We start from the raw sequence: 13,062 nt of genomic DNA, 5'->3' as shown, positions 1-13,062 counted from the left end.
GCATACCTCCTGTCCAAAAATCATGATCGGGCATAAAAAAATGACCCTAAATAAAATCTAAGGGCAGTTAATATTCTATGTGTTCTACAAAATTAAGCTAACTCCTGAAAGTGCCTAAAAAAAGCTGCTGAAACATTCCTCCCAAAAAAGTTCCGATAATAATACCGGTTACCACATCCAACGGAAAATGTACCCCTATATATATCCTACTATAAGCGACCACCGAAGCCCACAGGAATAGAAAAAGTCCTATATATTTATACTTTGTCCGCAATAAGGCGGTAAAGAATGTAGCTACGGCAAAAGAATTGGCGGCATGGGCAGAGAAATAACCGAATTTTCCGCCACAGGAGCTTTTCACCAACCGCATTACTGCCTGTAATTCATGGTCATGGCAAGGCCTCAAACGTTGCACCCCGTACTTGAAAAAATTGGCCAGTTGGTCCGTTACCAATATGAGCAACGCAATAGCCACTAGGGTCATTAATAGCCGTTTTAAACCAAATACCTTATAGGTGAAAAATGCCAACAATGCATATAGCGGAACCGAACTCCATTTATTGGTCATAAAAAGCCAAAAACCGTCCCACTGGGCCGTACCTAAGTTATTTAGAAAAAGGAAGAGCTCCTTATCGTATTGTACCAATTGGTCTATCATTACTTACTCTTCGTATCGAGAAATTTCCCTATCATAGAAAACCGTAGCCTGTTCAATTAAATTTTCCGCTTCCGCTTCCAATTCCTTTTCATCTTCCTGGGTAAAATCTTCCAACCACTCTACCTCATCATTCTCCAGATTAATTATAAATCTTGGGTATTCGGTATGTATCACGAAAATCGCTGTTGGATAATCCGTATTATCACCTAATAAAAATTTTGGAAATTCCATACTATAACTTTTTATTTAATGATCGATATCCCTAGAACAATTCCATCCTAGTAGATAACGACTGGCCTTAATATCAATCAATCTCTTGTAACGCCCTTTGGGCAATAAGTTTCTTGGTCAAATAATTAAACCGAATATACAACATTATTGCAGAGGCCGTAAGTCCGGACAACAGGCCTATCCATATCCCGGTACTCTGCAGTGGCGTATATAGACCCAGGTAAAAACTAATTGGAAAACCTATTATCCAATAGGCCACAAAGGTAATTAAAGTGGGTATCCTAACATCCTGAAGCCCCCTTAACGCTCCCAATACCACCACCTGTAAACCATCCGAAATTTGGAATACGGCCGCAACCAAAATTAGTTCGGCTGCAATCTTGATAACTTCCATGTTATCCACCATATTGGAAGCATCACCCAAATCCAGATATATTGTTGGCAGAAAATCGTTTAAGGCAACAAAGGATACGGCAAAAACAACTTCCAATATTAAGGTGAGCAAAAAAATGGATAATGAAATGCGTCTCAATTCCTTAAAATCCATCAATCCCTTTTGATTTCCCACACGGATCATTGCAGCAACGCCAAGCCCCATCCCTACCATAAAGGTCATACTGCTCAGATTTAACGCTATCTGGTTGGCCGCTTGGGAATTCTTGCCCAAAACACCACTTATCCACACTGCTGCCGTAAAAATGGCTACCTCAAAAAACATTTGTAGGGCCGAGGGAAATCCGAGGTCAATGATTTTCTTCATGACCTTTTTCTCGATAATTCCAAAGTTAAACCCCGTAACATAATCGCGAAATTTCTTTTTGTTCTTGAGTAGTACCCAAAGAAAAATTACCATAATGATTCTGGAAATCAACGTACCCCATGCCGCACCTACAATTCCCATTTTAGGGAAGCCCCAGGAACCAAAAATTAGAAGATAGTTCAAAAGGATATTTACAAAGTTGGCAATTACCGTTGCATACATGGGATATTTGGTTTGGGACAACCCCTCGGAGAACTGCTTAAAAGCCTGGAATATAATTAACGGAACCAAGGAAAACGCCACCAAATCCAAATATGGCATGGCCAATTCCACCACTTCTGGAGGTTGCTTCATTAAATACATAAGCGGCTTGGCCAATAGGATAATCCCAAAAAGGGATATCCCCATTACTGTGCACAATAATAGCCCGTGCTTAAGAGCGCTTTTTCCTGCCCCAACATTGCCGGCCCCATCGGCTTCTGCTACCAAAGGCGTAATGGCCGTAGAAAACCCAATACCAAGGGACATGGCTATAAAAACAAAACTGTTGCCCAAGGAAACCGCGGCCAGTTCAGCAGTACCCAATTGGCCCACCATAATATTATCGGCAAACTGCACAAAGGAATGCCCCAACATTCCCAGAATAACTGGAAATGACAGGGATAAATTATATCGAAACTCCTTGGTATATTTCTGCAACAAAACGCTTTAATTTGAAGGGGCAAATATAAGGGTTAGCATTGGTTTTAGAACAATGGATTTATTCCATGTTCGGCATTAATTTCATGATCTCCCATAAATGGATGCAAAAAACCTATATCCATCTCCACCCGACGATCTGTTATATATTTCCGGGTTCTATTCCAAATATGTTGGTTTTATCACAGCAGCGCATGAATAGTATTTTAAAATGCAAAAAAAATACGCTATATTTAAGACTATCATGCAAGATGGAGATCAAAGAGCCTTTAATAAGGTATTTGATACGTCAATTGAAGAATAATCACCAACCAACACACTCTATTATTACGTCAACCTTTATATCGTTGTAAAAATCCCTTATATGGATAGAATTGAAAAATCTACAAAAAAAAACTATCTGATTTATACTGCCAGTATTACCCTTATAGTTTCTATTGCTGTTATAATATTTACCGAAAACCTAAATATTGCGAAATCGGATTTGCATTCCATAAATATAGCTGGCCGACAAAGAGTATTATATCAAAAAATAACAAAAGGTCTAATGGATTTTAGTGAAATCAAAGAGGCCAAATTGGCACAGGATAAGCTAATAACCTTGTCTGGCCACCTTAGCGAATGGGAGACCAATCATGCATATCTACTAAATGCCAATAAATCAATAGGAGATTCGAGAATAGATTCCTTGTTCGCACTTATTGAACCCTATTACCAAAAGACAGTGATGTCTGTCAACAAAATACTTGACCAAACAGATCATGTAAATAATAGTCCATCGTTAAACATTGACGCCACTGTGGACAATCGGAATCGATATTTGGATTTTATAGATCCGATCGTTAAAGAATATGAACACAATTCCAATGCCCATTTCTCCTCCTTAAAATTTCTGCTCTATGCCCTTGCATCTGGTATAATCCTTTTCATTATATCCCTATTTTACTTTGTTATAGTACCCACAACCATCAGATTAAAAGAAAAATCACAAGCGCTGCTCACCACGAAAAACACCCTTGAGGATTCCTATAAAGAATCACACAGAAAAATGTTGGAAATAACTGCCCTAAAAGCTGATGTGGAGACCGAAGCGGAATACAAAAAAATTTTCATTGAAGAAGCCCCCAACGCCATTGCCATGTTCGATAACAACATGGGATTCCTAGCCGCCTCTAGACAATGGCGAATGGACTACAACCTTTTGGACAACAAAATTATTGGAAAATCCCTTTATGAAATATTTCCTTCCATAGATGAAAGATGGAGGAAAATTCACCTCGAATGCCTCGCCGGGGCTATTCACAATGAAGATGAGACCAAGTATACTTGGCCAGATGGAAGAGTGCAATGGCTTACTTGGGATATAAGGCCTTGGTACACTTCGAAAAAGGAAATAGGGGGAATATTAATTTATACCACAGACATTACCACTATAAAGGAAAAAGAAAAAGAAAAACTAAGGATAGAGCAAATCTTGGACAAAGCCAACCAAGTAGCAAGAATTGGTACCTGGGAAGTAAATATGATCAGTGGCAAAATCCACTGGAGTAAGGTAACATGTGAAATTCATGAGGTACCGCATGACTATGTACCTAAACTTGATACGGCCATAAACTTCTTTAAAGAAGGTGTAAGTAGGGAAAAAATTCAAAATGCAGTAAAAAATGCCATTGAAAAAGGCATCCCTTATGATGTGGAAGTAGAGTTGATTACCGCTAAAGGGAAAAGCCGTTGGGCACGTGCCATAGGACAGCCAGAAATGGTAAACGGCCAATGTGAAAGACTTTATGGGGTTTTCCATAACATCAATGAAATTAAAGTTTCGGAAAATGCCCTAAATAAAGCCAATGAAGAACTTACTGCCATTTTTAATGTGAGCCCCATTTCCATTATCGGAACCGACTTGAACGGTTTAATTACCCATTTTAATAAAGGAGCCGAAAATTTATTGCAATATTCAGCTTCCGAAATGATCGGAAAAAAGACTCCGGAAATTATACATCTGAAGGAGGAAGTAATAAGACATGGCAAGGTTTTATCCCGCTTATTCGGTAAAAATATTAGCGGATTCGATGTTTTTGTTGAACATGCAAGGAGAAATCATTTTGAAACCATGGAATGGACCTATGTACGTAAAGACGGTTCACAATTTCCTGTGCAATTAATAACAACTGCCATTAGGGACAAAAATGGAAAAATCAAGGGATTTTTAGGAGTGGCCACGGATATTACAGAACAGGTCAACAATCGAAAAAAATTAATAGAAACAAAAGAAAGTCTTGAAGTACTAACCAATAAACTTACCAATCAAAACCGACAATTAGCAGATTTTGCACATATAACATCCCATAATTTACGGTCACCGGTAGCCAACCTTCAAACCTTATCCGGTTTCTATAAAGATGCAGAGAGCGAGGATGAACGAAACGAATTATTTCAAAAATTTGAAGTTGTTATCGGCCATCTCGCCTCTACCCTGAATACCTTGGTCGAAGTTATTCAGACAAAGGACCAAAGTACAAAAGCCACTCAAGAATTGTCCTTTGAAAAAATTCTGACCAAAACCCAGGAAATCATATCGAGCCAGATAACACAATCCGGAGCCATCATAAAAAGTGATTTCTCAAAAGCCCAAAAGGTGGTTTATAACGATATATATCTCGATAGCATTTTTCTTAATCTGGTTTCCAATGCCATTAAATACAAATCCGAGGAACGAGTGCCGGAAATATATATCGAATCAAGAATTGAAGGTCGTAATACAGTACTAACGGTAACAGACAATGGACTGGGTATAAATATGGAAAAACATGGTCATAAATTATTTGGGCTCAACAAGGTTTTCCACAAACATCCGGAAGCCAAGGGGGTTGGACTATATATGACCAAAGTACAGATTGAAGCAATGGGGGGTTCTATTTCAGCTTCCAGTAAAGAAGGTGAAGGCTCCACATTTACGGTGATATTTTAATAAATTGGAGTCACTAAATACAAATATCTGGATTTAAAAAATAGACTTTGATGGATGATGCTACCAATAGGTGGTGTATAGTGTTGGGGATAGTATAAAAATCAAATGCTCTTGGCTTCCTCCCAGAAAACATCCATTTCGCCCAAGGTCATATCCTTTAAGGCCTTACCGCTTTCCTTGGCTTTGTTTTCCAAATATTGGAATCTTTTTATAAATTTCTTATTGGTCCGTTCCAAAGCATTCTCGGGATTTATATTTAAAAAACGGGCATAATTCACCATAGAAAACAAGACATCCCCAAACTCTGCCTCCATGGCATCCAACTTTCCTTCCTTCACTTCTTCCTGGAATTCCTCCAGTTCTTCCTGAACTTTTTCCCATACCTGTTCAGGTCTTTCCCAATCAAATCCAACTCCCGCCACCTTATCTTGGATACGATTGGCCTTGACAAGGGCAGGAAGACCATTGGGAACTCCTTCCAAAACACTTTTTTTACCTTCCCTCAATTTTATTTTTTCCCAATTCTGTTTTACTTCTTCTTCATTTTCGACCACAACATCCCCATAAATATGTGGATGCCTATTGATGAGCTTATCACATATATCATTGGCTACGTCCGCTATATCGAAATGCTGGGTTTCACTCCCTATTTTGGCATAAAAAACAATATGAAGGAGTACATCTCCCAATTCCTTTTTAATCTCCTCCAAATCATTGTCCAAAATAGCATCGCCCAATTCATAAGTTTCCTCAATGGTCAAATGCCGTAGCGTTTCCATGGTTTGCTTTTTGTCCCACGGACATTGGGCCCGTAATTCATCCATTATTGTGAGTAGACGATCAAAAGCTTGTAATTGGGCTTCCCGAGAATTCATAAAGTTGACTTTTAAGCAAAAATACAAAGTCTCTACGGTTCCAACTATCGCATGTTCCGAGTTTTTTAGCTAACTTTAGTTCCTTACTTATTGGATCGAACCAATATGACCCACATAAAATCAATTCTTCCCCCTGCCGTTATTGGCGTTGACCTTATGTCTTGGGTTATAATAAAGGATTTGGAAGGGATGCAACACCATCGTGGATGGTCACGGATCCTTCGTCTTTTATCGATTGATAATATAATTTAATGAAACCATAGATACTTAAAAATCAAACCAAACAAATGAAACCTAAAACGAACCTAAAAAAAATAATATCAACTTCTTTGATCCTATTCCTTTTTGGACTGCTACCTGCACAGGATGTATTGCAAAAAGCCAATATTTTTCTTAACAGTTTATCCGAGGAGACAAAGGCCAAAACCCTATTTACTTTTGAGGATACTGAACGTTTTAATATGAATTACGTACCCATTCCAAGGGAAGGGGCCACCTTCCATGATTTTAACGAGACTCAAAAAAAGGCGGCACTGGACTTGTTAAGGGCCTCTTTGAGCGAAGAAGGGTATCGCAAGTCCCAAGAAATTATGAAACTGGAAAAGGTCTTGAGGATTATAGAAAATAATGATAACGATAAAATGCCCGATGGCAGACCAAGACGTGATCCGCTAAATTATCACTTTTGTATTTTTGGCAATCCATCCATGGACCAACCATGGGGGTGGCGCTTTGAAGGCCACCATCTTTCCTTAAATTTCACTTCAACCCACGGTGCCATTAGTTCTTCTACCCCTACCTTTTTTGGAACTAACCCAGGTATTGTGCGCAGTACGGAATATAAGGGCAAAGAAGTACTTAAAAAAGAGGCGGAACTTGGTTTTTCCCTTGTCAACTCCATGACACAGGAACAGTTAAAAACTACTTTGTATACAGATGTAGCCCCAAGCGATATTATATCATTAACCAAAAGAAAGGCAGCATCTGTGGAGCCTATGGGAATTTCATATTCAGAATTGTCCCAAATCCAGAAGAATACTATGATGAAACTAGTGGACCTTTATATTGAGAATTACGAAAGTGATTTTGCAGCTGGTTTTAAGGATAAAATATACAAGGCGGGAATAGAAAATTTAACATTTGCCTGGGCTGGAAGCCTACAGCCCGGAAAAGGACATTACTTCCGAATTCAAGGTCCTAGCCTACTCATTGAATATGACAATACCCAGAACAATGCCAACCATGTACACACAGTAGTTCGCGATCTGACCAATGATTACGGGGAAGACGTATTGAAGGCCCACTATGAAAAAGATCACAAACATTGATTTCAGAAAACATAACCTTACATATTACGGCATATAATAACAAGATGAAAAAAGTTATAAGACTAATTTTGGCATTACCCATTCTGTTTTCCGTATCCTGTAAATCCCTACAAACCTCTTTGATTGCCAAGGATGCCGAAGTACAATTGGTGGCCACCGACTATACATTTACCGAGGGGCCAGCGGTAGCTCCAAACGGTGATGTTTTTTTTACGGACCAGCCCAATGATCGTATTCTAAGATGGTCTGGAAAGAACAAATCCGTATCTGTATATATGGAGCCTTCAGGGAGGTCCAACGGACTCTATTTTGACCACCAAGGAAACCTATTGTCCTGTGCCGATGATAAAAATCAGCTTTGGCAAATAGATCCCCAAAAAAATGTCACAGTCCTAATCGATGATTTTGAAGGCAAAAAACTAAATGGCCCCAACGACCTTTGGGTGGATCCAAAGGGAGGTGTTTATTTTACGGATCCATTCTACAAACGTCCTTATTGGACGAGAACCCAACAAGAGATTGAACAACAGCGGGTATACTACCTTACGCCTGACCATAAGGATATACATATTGTTGCCGAGGACTATGTGAGGCCCAATGGCCTAATTGGCAATAAGGATGGTAGTCTTTTATATGTTGCGGACATAGGCGACAAAAAGACCTATTCATATACCATAAATCCCGATGGCAGCCTAAGTAACAAGACCCTATTTGCCGATATGGGCTCGGATGGCATGACCATGGACAACCAGGGCAACGTGTATCTTACCGGTGACGGAGTTACCGTATTTGCTCCAAATGGCAAACAAATTTTACATATCCCCATAGATCAAAAGTGGACCGCAAATGTGACCTTTGGAGGGAAGAACCAAAAAACCTTATTTATTACGGCCATGACTTCTTTGTATACCCTGAAGATGAACGTATCGGGAATTAGATAAAACCATATTTTAAAGAGATCCTTATTATTGAAAATTTACAACCTTGCCAATAAAGGGCCATATAGTGAGAAACTCTATAAAATGGGGAACTTGCGACAAACATTTAAAAAATAATTAATACTTGCCACAATGGAAAAAGGAATGATAAAAGTTAGCGTATTGTATCCCAACGGAGAGGGCAAAAATTTTGATATGGATTATTATTGCAACCAACACGTTAGTCTGGTTGGGGAATTATTAGGAAACGCTGTAAAGGCTGCAACCGTTGAGAAAGGAATTGGTGGAGCTATCCCTGGATCTGCTGCTACTTATGCAGCTATGGGAAATTTATATTTTGCATCGATGGACTCATTTCAGAATTCCTTTGGTCCCAATGCTGAAAAAATTATGGGCGATCTTCATAATTTCACAAATATTGAACCTATTGTTCAAATTAGTGAAGTAATGCTATGATTGGGCTAGGATGGTGCACCCTACTAGTTGTTTAATTGAAACAACTGCCCATACTTGATGCTAGTACTATTATTTTAGGAGTCGCCCTACCAAACCGTAAATAAGTAAAAAACAAAAAAATTGCTATTGGCATGTTGCTACCTATAGCATAGGGCCTGGATAAATGGAGCTTTGGGTATAGCGTTTTTGTCTGTTGAAGTTGGTTTGGAAATCTTATCTTTAGGATATCAATCAATTTACAACATGAAAAATATATTCCATTTACCTACACTTATAATCCTGCTATTATTTCTATGGGGGCCAGCAAAGGCACAATCGCCCCCCAATTCCAACCCTAAGGTTACATTAGCGGGTATTGACCGGGAACGACTAAATAGATACGATGAATTCTTAAAAAACGAAATAGAGGAAGGAAGGATGCCTGGAGCCGTTTCCTACATAATGCGGAGAGGGGAAATTGTGCACGAAGTGGCTTATGGATACAGCAGTTTAAAAGACAAAACTCCAATTCAAAAAGATCAATTGTTCCATATTATGTCCATGACAAAGCCCATCGTAACGGTAGCTTTTATGATGTTGTTTGAAGAAGGACATTTCTCCCTAACCGATCCGGTCTCCAAATATTTACCACAGTTCAAGGACCTAAGGGTAGCCGAGGATGTTGGGCAAGGTGCAAATGGCCAAACCCAACCTGCCAATAAGGAAATTACCATTTCCCATCTTTTGACACATACGGCCGGCTTTTCACATGGTCTGGGAGGTACAAAATTGGACAACGAGATTTCCAAAGCACTTTACTCAGAACCCCATAAGAATATAGAAAACAGAGTAAACACCATGATAAAAATGCCCTTGGTAGGGCACCCGGGCGAACAATGGTACTACAGTGCATCCCCGGATGTTCTATCGCTACTTATTGAACATTTCTCAGGGATGACCACTGCGGGGTTTTTAAAACAAAGGATATTCGACCCCTTGGAAATGGAAGACACTGGGTATAATATATCCAAAGAGAATAAGGGAAGATGGATGCCCGTTCACCATATGGACAAGCAAGGAAATCTGATCAATTCCGCTGCACAATTACCTACAGAGGGCAATACTATTTTTGGCGGCACCCACGGTCTTTTTTCCAGTGCCCCCGACTATATGAAATTCTGTCAAATGTTGCTTAACAAGGGAGAATACAAAGGCAAACATTTACTGAGTCCCAAAACCGTGGATATCATGACCATGAACCAAGTTGACGACCTATACCAGGCGCCAGGGCAAGGTTTTGGGCTAGGGTTTGGGGTAACCACTAATGTGGCAGCCAGCAAAACCTTAGGTTCCGTTGGTCAATATTATTGGAGCGGTGCTTACTGCACCTATTTCTTTATCGATCCTAAAGAAGAAATGATTGTAATCCTTATGAGTCAACTACAACCTTACAGTAATTATTACGGGGAAAAAATGAGACAGTTGGTATACCAATCCCTCGTAAGGGAATACTAACCCATTTGTTAGTTAGGAAGATTATTTCTATTCTTGGATGTTCTTTGAGGCAACTGTAGCAACGCTACCTTATGCAAATATTATAGGGGTTTACAAGTGGTATGTTCACAATACGTATGGTTACATACCATCAAGATTAATACAACACCAACTAATTAGGGATATTCCCGTTAGCGAACAAGCAATGTCCCCGGTCGAAAATTATTTGTCAGGAACAATATTTATTATAATTTAATCCTTTAATTTAATTGAATTGAAAAAGCTTACTTATTTATTCCTTTCCATAACGCTCCTAAGTTTTGGCCAGAAGTCACCTGCCTTTCTAAATGAGGTGAAGGACATTCAGAAAAAATATGATTCCATTTGGGATTCTTCAAAGGAAACTATAGTATTTACAGGTAGTTCCAGCATTAGGATGTGGAAAAACCTAGAATCCATGTTTCCCGACCACCAAATAATCAATTCAGGTTTTGGTGGTTCCCAATCCTCCGATCTGAACCGGTATTATAAAGAACTTATATTACAATATAATCCTAAGAAAGTTTTTATCTATGAAGGTGATAATGATATTGCTTCCAAAAAAAGGATCAAAGATATTATAGCGAACACTAGGCAAATTGTAACGAAGATCAAGCACAGCAACAAAGCCACACAGGTGGTAATTATTGCAGCAAAACCGAGTATCGCCAGATGGAACCTAAAACGAAGATACCTTAGATTGAACAGGGCCTTCGAAAAATTATGTAAGGAGGACAGTGGCATGGAGTTCGCCAATGTATGGGATGTGATGATGGACGGAAAACAAGTAAGAAAGGATATCTTTATAGGAGACGGACTTCATATGAACAGCAAAGGGTATAACCTTTGGTTCTCGGTCATCAAACCCTATATGAATTGACCCTAAGATAGGAATAACCAAATAATACTAATACAATCAAGCTAAATGAAGAAATCAATTCTTATTAAATCACTGGTAGTGTTGATAGTTTTTACTGCTTTCGTTGCCTGTCAACAGGAAAAAAAGAAGGTAATCAATTTTCCAATGACAGATCTTAGTACGGAAAATCTAATTCCGAGGCCACTTAAGATAACGCCTACCAATAGTGCCTTTGGGTTGGATAAAAACACAATCATCTATACTTCCCAAAATGCGGCCGGCTTCCCTGAGGTGGGCAAATTTTTATCGGAAAAGATAAAATGGCAGACCGATTTGGACCTGGCAGTAAATTCAACCACCAAAGCTACCACCCAAAGGATTATTTTTATCAATCAATCGGACAGCACGGAATTTTCATCCAAGGAAGGTTACGATCTCTACATAAGCCAAGACTCCATAATCCTAAATGCAAAAACTGCCGAGGGTGCCTTTAGGGGCATTCAGACCCTTAGGCAAATTATTCCGGAGGTTAGTAATGACACCCTTTCCGAAAATAAGATGTGGTTGATCCCCACCGGTAAGATCATAGACTATCCGAATTTTGAATATAGAGGGTCCATGTTGGATGTGGCAAGACACTTCTTTAGTATAGATGATGTTAAGAAGTATATAGACGTATTGGCCTATTACAAAATAAACACCTTGCACTTACATCTGGCGGATGATCAGGGTTGGAGGATAGAAATAAAATCATGGCCCAAGCTAACAGAAATTGGAGGAAGTTCTGAAGTGGGTGGTGGACCAGGTGGATTTTACACCCAAGAGGAATATAAGGATCTTGTTGCCTACGCAGCTAAACATTTTATCACCATCGTTCCGGAGATAGATATGCCAGGACATACCAATGCGGCATCAGTGGCCTATCCCATACTAAATGGAAATGGCAAAACACCCAAAATTTATACTGGAACCGAAGTTGGCTTTAGCACTTTTGACACCCGTAAGGATACGGTTTACTCATTTATAGATGATGTTGTAAGGGAAATATCGGCCATTACACCTGGCCCGTATTTTCATGCCGGTGGCGATGAAAGCCATGTTACCAAGAAAAAGGATTTCATTTATTTCGTTTCCAAAGTGGACAAGATTGTAAAAAAATACGGCAAAAGAATGATAGGATGGGATGAAATTGTGCACGCGGACATAGACACCACTGCCATTGCACAGTTTTGGGCCAACGAAGACAATGCTAAACTAGCCGTGGAAAAGGGATTAAAAATAATATTATCCCCGGGAAAAAAGGCCTATTTGGATATGCAATATGACACCCTATCAAAATACGGACTTCATTGGGCAGGCTACATTCCCGTGGATACAGGATATATTTGGACACCAGAAAGATATGTTAAGGGAATCAATAAGGAAAATATTCTGGGCGTTGAAACCCCGTTATGGTCCGAGACCATAAGCAATATGGAGGAATTGGAGTATTTGGCATTTCCTAGGATGATCGGATATTCCGAACTTAGCTGGAGCATTGAAGAAAACAGAAATTGGGACGATTATAAAGTAAGATTGGGCAACCAGGCGCCCTATTTGGACAAAATGAATGTGAAATACTACCCTTCCAAACTAATAGATTGGAAAAAGAGCAAGTATACCTACAAAACTATTAATAAGGACTAAATATTCACTGAACAATACTAGCGGCTATAATCCATAAATTTAATATATTGTAAGGCCCTAATTATCAGTGCTTGCCTGTTTAGCTATTT

General features: G+C 39.2%; 11 protein-coding genes. 7 read left to right on the top strand and 4 right to left on the bottom strand.

Annotated features, from left to right (window positions below; genetic code table 11):
• Positions 1 to 97 precede the first annotated feature (97 nt).
• The 3 genes from QSE00_RS13095 to QSE00_RS13085 form a co-directional block, all read right to left on the bottom strand.
• Entirely contained in the window at positions 98 to 658 is a 561-nt protein-coding gene (locus QSE00_RS13095; RefSeq protein WP_286106293.1) for a phosphatase PAP2 family protein, read from the bottom strand.
• A 3-nt stretch (positions 659 to 661) separates the two neighbouring features.
• Positions 662 to 889: a hypothetical protein gene (locus QSE00_RS13090; RefSeq protein ID WP_110355890.1), complete on the bottom strand. Its 228-nt coding sequence runs from the start codon at positions 887 to 889 to the stop codon at positions 662 to 664.
• A 73-nt stretch (positions 890 to 962) separates the two neighbouring features.
• The gene (locus tag QSE00_RS13085) at positions 963 to 2,351 is read right to left on the bottom strand and encodes an MATE family efflux transporter (protein ID WP_286106292.1); all 1,389 of its coding nucleotides are present in this window, start codon (positions 2,349 to 2,351) and stop codon (positions 963 to 965) included.
• Between the two features lie 361 nt (positions 2,352 to 2,712).
• On the opposite strand from QSE00_RS13085, the gene QSE00_RS13080 reads away from it, so the two are divergent.
• The gene (locus tag QSE00_RS13080) at positions 2,713 to 5,319 is read left to right on the top strand and encodes a PAS domain S-box protein (protein ID WP_286106291.1); all 2,607 of its coding nucleotides are present in this window, start codon (positions 2,713 to 2,715) and stop codon (positions 5,317 to 5,319) included.
• A 101-nt stretch (positions 5,320 to 5,420) separates the two neighbouring features.
• On the opposite strand, the gene mazG is transcribed toward QSE00_RS13080, so the two are convergent.
• Entirely contained in the window at positions 5,421 to 6,194 is a 774-nt protein-coding gene (mazG, locus tag QSE00_RS13075) for a nucleoside triphosphate pyrophosphohydrolase (RefSeq protein ID WP_110355893.1), read from the bottom strand.
• 287 nt (positions 6,195 to 6,481) lie between these two features.
• On the opposite strand from mazG, the gene QSE00_RS13070 reads away from it, so the two are divergent.
• The 6 genes from QSE00_RS13070 (at position 6,482) to QSE00_RS13045 (ending at position 12,973) form a co-directional block, all read left to right on the top strand.
• Positions 6,482 to 7,522: a DUF3500 domain-containing protein gene (locus tag QSE00_RS13070; protein WP_286106290.1), complete on the top strand. Its 1,041-nt coding sequence runs from the start codon at positions 6,482 to 6,484 to the stop codon at positions 7,520 to 7,522.
• 44 nt (positions 7,523 to 7,566) lie between these two features.
• The gene (locus QSE00_RS13065) at positions 7,567 to 8,463 is read left to right on the top strand and encodes an SMP-30/gluconolactonase/LRE family protein (RefSeq protein WP_286106289.1); all 897 of its coding nucleotides are present in this window, start codon (positions 7,567 to 7,569) and stop codon (positions 8,461 to 8,463) included.
• Between the two features lie 129 nt (positions 8,464 to 8,592).
• Complete coding sequence (locus QSE00_RS13060) at positions 8,593 to 8,916, top strand: EthD family reductase (RefSeq protein ID WP_286106288.1); 324 nt, start codon at positions 8,593 to 8,595, stop codon at positions 8,914 to 8,916.
• A 243-nt stretch (positions 8,917 to 9,159) separates the two neighbouring features.
• Positions 9,160 to 10,410 carry a serine hydrolase domain-containing protein gene (locus QSE00_RS13055; RefSeq protein ID WP_286106287.1) on the top strand — a complete coding sequence of 417 codons (1,251 nt, stop codon included), beginning with the start codon at positions 9,160 to 9,162 and terminating at the stop codon, positions 10,408 to 10,410.
• A 253-nt stretch (positions 10,411 to 10,663) separates the two neighbouring features.
• Positions 10,664 to 11,308: a GDSL-type esterase/lipase family protein gene (locus tag QSE00_RS13050; RefSeq protein ID WP_286106286.1), complete on the top strand. Its 645-nt coding sequence runs from the start codon at positions 10,664 to 10,666 to the stop codon at positions 11,306 to 11,308.
• A gap of 45 nt (positions 11,309 to 11,353) precedes the next feature.
• A complete protein-coding gene (locus QSE00_RS13045) occupies positions 11,354 to 12,973 on the top strand; it encodes a family 20 glycosylhydrolase (RefSeq protein WP_286106285.1) in 1,620 nt (539 codons plus the stop codon).
• Positions 12,974 to 13,062 lie beyond the last annotated feature (89 nt).

It is taken from the genome of Arenibacter flavimaris, from assembly GCF_030291335.1.
Classification (GTDB): Bacteria; Bacteroidota; Bacteroidia; order Flavobacteriales; family Flavobacteriaceae; genus Arenibacter.
This window is presented reverse-complemented; position numbering and strand designations above follow the sequence as displayed.

Bases quoted from the DNA above. Each gene is read 5' to 3' on its own strand.
- QSE00_RS13095 (WP_286106293.1), bottom strand. From the start codon at position 658: ATGATAGACCAATTGGTACAATACGATAAGGAGCTCTTCCTTTTTCTA.
- QSE00_RS13090 (WP_110355890.1), bottom strand. From the start codon at position 889: ATGGAATTTCCAAAATTTTTATTAGGTGATAATACGGATTATCCAACA.
- QSE00_RS13080 (WP_286106291.1), top strand. From the start codon at position 2,713: ATGGATAGAATTGAAAAATCTACAAAAAAAAACTATCTGATTTATACT.
- mazG (WP_110355893.1), bottom strand. From the start codon at position 6,194: ATGAATTCTCGGGAAGCCCAATTACAAGCTTTTGATCGTCTACTCACA.
- QSE00_RS13070 (WP_286106290.1), top strand. From the start codon at position 6,482: ATGAAACCTAAAACGAACCTAAAAAAAATAATATCAACTTCTTTGATC.
- QSE00_RS13065 (WP_286106289.1), top strand. From the start codon at position 7,567: ATGAAAAAAGTTATAAGACTAATTTTGGCATTACCCATTCTGTTTTCC.
- QSE00_RS13060 (WP_286106288.1), top strand. From the start codon at position 8,593: ATGGAAAAAGGAATGATAAAAGTTAGCGTATTGTATCCCAACGGAGAG.
- QSE00_RS13055 (WP_286106287.1), top strand. From the start codon at position 9,160: ATGAAAAATATATTCCATTTACCTACACTTATAATCCTGCTATTATTT.
- QSE00_RS13045 (WP_286106285.1), top strand. From the start codon at position 11,354: ATGAAGAAATCAATTCTTATTAAATCACTGGTAGTGTTGATAGTTTTT.